Here is a 4,017-nt window from a genome sequence, read left to right as displayed (position 1 = left end):
TATAACGATTATGACGGAATACAGCACGATTACACAAGAAAACAAGGGCTTGTCTATGAGCAAGTGCTGTTACCACCACAAGCACCGCCGGAATGGAAAGACCGAAGCATTTTATGGAACACCGTTGAGGAAGCAGAAAAGACAAAGGATAGCAGACTTGCAAGGGAGTTTGTTGTTGCCTTGCCTACGGAGCTAACCAAAGAAGAAAACATATCCTTGCTTACGGAATATGTGCAAGAGAATTTTGTAAATGACGGAATGTGTGCTGATTTCTGTATTCACGATACAGACGGACATAATCCCCACGCACATATTATGCTTACGGTCAGACCACTTGGCGAAAACGGTAAATGGCAAGCAAAAACCGAGAAAGAATATTTGTGTATAAAAGACGGCGAAGAAAAAGGCTTTACTGCAACAGAATATAAAACCGCACAGGCTGACGGTTGGGAAAAACAATATCAGTACATAGTCGGCAAAAAGAAAGTATATATGCCACCATCACAAGCAGAGTTACACGGCTATGAACGAGCTTCAAAATACCCAAAAAGTACACGCTACGGCAGACAAAACCCTATCGCTGAAAGATGGAACAGCGAGGAACAACTGTTGATATGGCGTAAAAATTGGGCAGATATAAATAATCTGTATTTAGAGCGTAAAAATCTTGATGAACGAATAGACCACCGAAGCCATAAGGAACGAGGGATTGACGAACAGCCTACTATTCACGAAGGTGTTACCGCAAGAATAATTGAGAAAAAAGGTGGCACATCAGAGCGATGCGAAATCAACAGGCAGATTAAGGCTGATAACAAACTACTTCGTGAGCTTAAAGAGGTTGTTAAAAATCTTGCTAAAGCTGTTATTGATACAATTCCTAAAATTGCAGATGCACTTGAAACAATGCGTAAAAATGTTATGCAGTTTGCCTATCATTTACTTGATGCACATTACAGAAAAAATGACACCGCTGAAAAAGTAAAGACTACCAAAGAAAACATACAAAAATATGACGAAATATTATCACAGCTTAAAGCAAAGGTTGAAGATAAAAAGGCAACAACAGAGAAAAAGAAAGCTACACCCGTTATCAATATTCCAAAACATATAGAGCTTTCAAAAATTTTAACCACGCAGACCGAAGAAATAGAGGAAATTAAAACAGACTTGGGTGTGCAGTTAAAGAAAATGAATTGTGAAAAGGGCGAAGATGTCGGCAAGCTCCAAAAGAGTATTCCCGATATGGAAACGGCGGTACAGAAGTATGAGAAACAAGAGGAAAAATACAAAACCGAGCTTGAATGGGCACTTGCAGAGTTTAGGGGTACACGGGATAACGCACAAGGCTTTGATGAATTAGAGCTTATAGAGGAACGCTTGCGTATTAGACCGCAAAAAGAAAAAGAGTTTTCGGAATATGTTTATACTTGCGGTAAGAGCGCAAATTCAAAGGCACTTAATGAAGTCGTTAATAGAGTTGACAATGAGCTGTTGCACGAAAACTTGAAAGAAGAAAAAATGTCTATTCGTGAAAAACTGCTTATTCTCAAATATCAGCAACAAGAAAAAAGACGAGCAGAACGCAAACAAAAACGCAAGAGCCGTGATGATGAATTGGAGTTGTAAAAAAGTTATCGGCAAAATGACAAAATCAGCTCCAAATTCTTGAAAAAAACACATTTTAGTGATATAATTGTTAAGTCAAGTAAGTGAAAGGAGGTCTTGCAGATGATAAAGGTTGCAATATGTGATGATATTGTCGATGAAATTGAAAAATTAAAATTACATATAGAACGCTATGCTAATGATAATCAAATGCAGATTTCCGCTTTTGGCTTTTCGGAGCCTGATGAAATACGTTCGGTAATTTGCGATACAGATAGCTTTGATATAATTTTTTTGGATATTTATATGAAAGCCTTAAATGGAATTGATTTAGCAAGGAAAACGAAACAGCAAGGTAAAAAAAGCCGTATTGTTTTTGTTTCGACATCTACTGATCATGGCATTGATGCCTTTGGCGTAAATGCAATTCATTATCTTGTAAAGCCCGTCACCTACGATGCTTTTTGTAACGCAATGGATATTGCTATAAGCGAAAAAAACAAGGCAGAGAAACATATCACCGTTCCAAGCGGTACGGGTGCTGTAAGAGTTGACCTTGATAGCATTGTATATATTGAAGCACAAAAAAACTATCAAAATATACATATTAAAAACAGAGAAATTGAAAAAACAAGAATGACCAATCAAGCCATTTACGAAATGCTTGAAGAAGCAAATAATTTTTATCGTCTTGGTGTTTCTTTTATTGTCAATCTTGATTATGTTGTAAGGATAACACCGCAGACAATATATTTTAAGTACGGCGAAACGGTGCAAATTCCCCGTAGGTGTTATGCCGAGCTTGAGAAAAGGTATTATGATTATTACAATATGGGAGGTATCGTGTGATGCTTGGAACAACCAATGCAATTATAAATAATTTATTGAATAACATCTTCCACGCAATATGGCTGTATCTTCTCACAACAAATCCTGCTCACAGCAAGAAAACCACAGGCTTGCTTGCTGCACTGTCGGTTGTCATAGCAGAGGTTCTATCACTCTTCACAATTTTTAATTACGGAGTAGAAAGCAAAGCCTTTACGCTTCTTTATATTGTGGGAAGCCTTGTATATATTGTGTTTTATGTGTTTTTAATGCAGGATAAACGAAAATTTATAAAATCATTTTTCATTTTCTTTTCATATATCTGCGTGTGGGCGGCTGTTTATGTCGTTGTAATGGTGCTGACAAATCACTTGTTTAATGGTTGGGAGCCTTCGATATGGATACTCCGCTCGGCATTTAATATAATACTGCTCGGAATATACTATTATTTTCTTAAAAATCGTTTTTCAGCCAATCGTGAAGAAATCGAAAAGCCAAGCGGTGTACTGCTTTTGGTGTCGGGACTATCCTACATTATGCTCCCCGTACTTATGATATATTACGCATTCAGCACCCATTCAACATTCAGCCTTGCTTTCATTGTGTTCTTGCTTTTGTTCTGTACAGCGGTGTATATGCTGATATTTAGATTTATAAAGCAAATGAGCAGAGAAAGAAACTTAAAAGAGGTTGAGCAACAGAATAAAATTTTACTTGAAGCAGTAAAGAGTACGGAAGAAATTGAAAGCGTGGCGACACAAATCCGCCACGACAACAGACTGCATAACCAAATGCTTTTGAGTATGGCGGAGGCTGCCGGAAATACCGAGATTATAAATTATCTTAAACAGACTGATGAACGCAGCGATGAAACTAAACTTCAAAAATTCTGTGCAAATAAAACTGTCAATAACATTATCTTTTCGTATTACAAAAAGGCACGCAAAAAAGGCATAGAAATGGCTTTTGACATAAATATGAAAGAAGAAACCAATATATCCGATGTTGACCTTGTTGCAATCCTCGGCAATATGCTTGAAAATGCCATAAACGGCTGTGAAAATTCCGAGGGAGAGAAAAGAATAGAGCTTTCAATTCATCATAAAGCCATAAAGCTTCTTATCGTTTGCAAAAACACCTGCACATTCGATGTTCCTTTTGAAAACGGTATGCCAAAGAGAGCTAAAGGCAAAGGAAACGGTGTCGGAACTAAAAGTATTAAAATGTCAGCCGAGCGATATTTCGGAGAAGCACGCTACTCTTTGGAAAACAAGATTTTTACCTGTGCAGTTATGTTAAATGACGATGCAGAAGTGCCTTGTCAATAAAAATTTTAACCAATCGTCCCTCAAAATTGCGTTTCGTCCCACGAATATTGATTTTTAACCTACTTCTAACTAAAATAGAGGTAGGTTTTTTATATGCAAAAGAGGTGATGTCATTGTCAGACAGGGAAATTTTAAGAAAAATGGAACACAGCGAGGAATTTCGAGAGCCTCGAAACGGACAAAATGTATGGCCGTATCAATATTGCCCGAAATTCAGCATAAGGTCAAGCGGACTCAATCAAATGAGTGCCTG

General features: G+C 37.5%; 3 protein-coding genes. All 3 read left to right on the top strand.

Annotation, left to right across the window (positions count from 1 at the left end; genetic code table 11):
* Positions 1 to 1,629: mobilization protein (locus tag E7480_08570; GenBank protein MBE6904640.1), on the top strand; the 1,629-nt coding region annotated here is incomplete at its 5' end.
* Between the two features lie 102 nt (positions 1,630 to 1,731).
* Positions 1,732 to 2,457 (top strand): response regulator transcription factor, encoded by a 726-nt coding sequence (locus tag E7480_08565; GenBank protein MBE6904639.1) that lies wholly within the window; start codon positions 1,732 to 1,734, stop codon positions 2,455 to 2,457.
* Positions 2,457 to 3,764, top strand: coding sequence for a GHKL domain-containing protein (locus E7480_08560; protein MBE6904638.1), 1,308 nt, complete (start codon positions 2,457 to 2,459; stop codon positions 3,762 to 3,764). The genes E7480_08565 and E7480_08560 overlap by 1 nt, the downstream gene beginning before the upstream one ends.
* The last annotated feature ends 253 nt before the right edge of the window (positions 3,765 to 4,017 follow it).

Source organism: Oscillospiraceae bacterium (assembly GCA_015067255.1).
In the GTDB taxonomy this organism is placed as follows: domain Bacteria; phylum Bacillota; class Clostridia; order Oscillospirales; family SIG519; genus SIG519.
This window is presented reverse-complemented; position numbering and strand designations above follow the sequence as displayed.

Excerpts from the sequence above, each read along its gene's own strand:
- E7480_08565 (MBE6904639.1), top strand. The coding sequence starts at position 1,732 with ATGATAAAGGTTGCAATATGTGATGATATTGTCGATGAAATTGAAAAA.
- E7480_08560 (MBE6904638.1), top strand. The coding sequence starts at position 2,457 with ATGCTTGGAACAACCAATGCAATTATAAATAATTTATTGAATAACATC.